The sequence below is a fragment of the Pseudomonas sp. PDM18 genome (assembly GCF_014852585.1).
Taxonomy (GTDB): domain Bacteria; phylum Pseudomonadota; class Gammaproteobacteria; order Pseudomonadales; family Pseudomonadaceae; genus Pseudomonas.
Map to the genome: position 1 here is coordinate 1 of NZ_JACVBX010000054.1, position 264 is coordinate 264.

The following is a 264-nucleotide window of genomic DNA, read 5'->3' on the forward strand; positions in this document are numbered from 1 at the left end:
ATTGATCAAACATGCCTGGCTGGAAAGCGGTGGGGTCTACGGCTATCGCAAGATCCACGACGACCTGCGTGAGCTGGGAGAGTCCTGTGGCCGGCATCGCGTAGCCCGCCTGATGCGGGGGGAAGGGGTGCGCTCGTAGACCGGCTATCGTCGTCGGCCCGGCTACTACGGCGGCAAGCCCACGGTGGCTTCGCCCAACCGTCTGGAGCGGCAATTTACCGTCAGCGAGCCGAACAAGGTCTGGGTCACTGACATCACTTACAT

At 62.5% G+C, this 264-nt stretch carries 1 pseudogene; it reads left to right on the forward strand.

The features are described from left to right. Positions 1–264, forward strand: a pseudogene (locus tag IB274_RS29520) (IS3 family transposase); the annotation flags it as partial.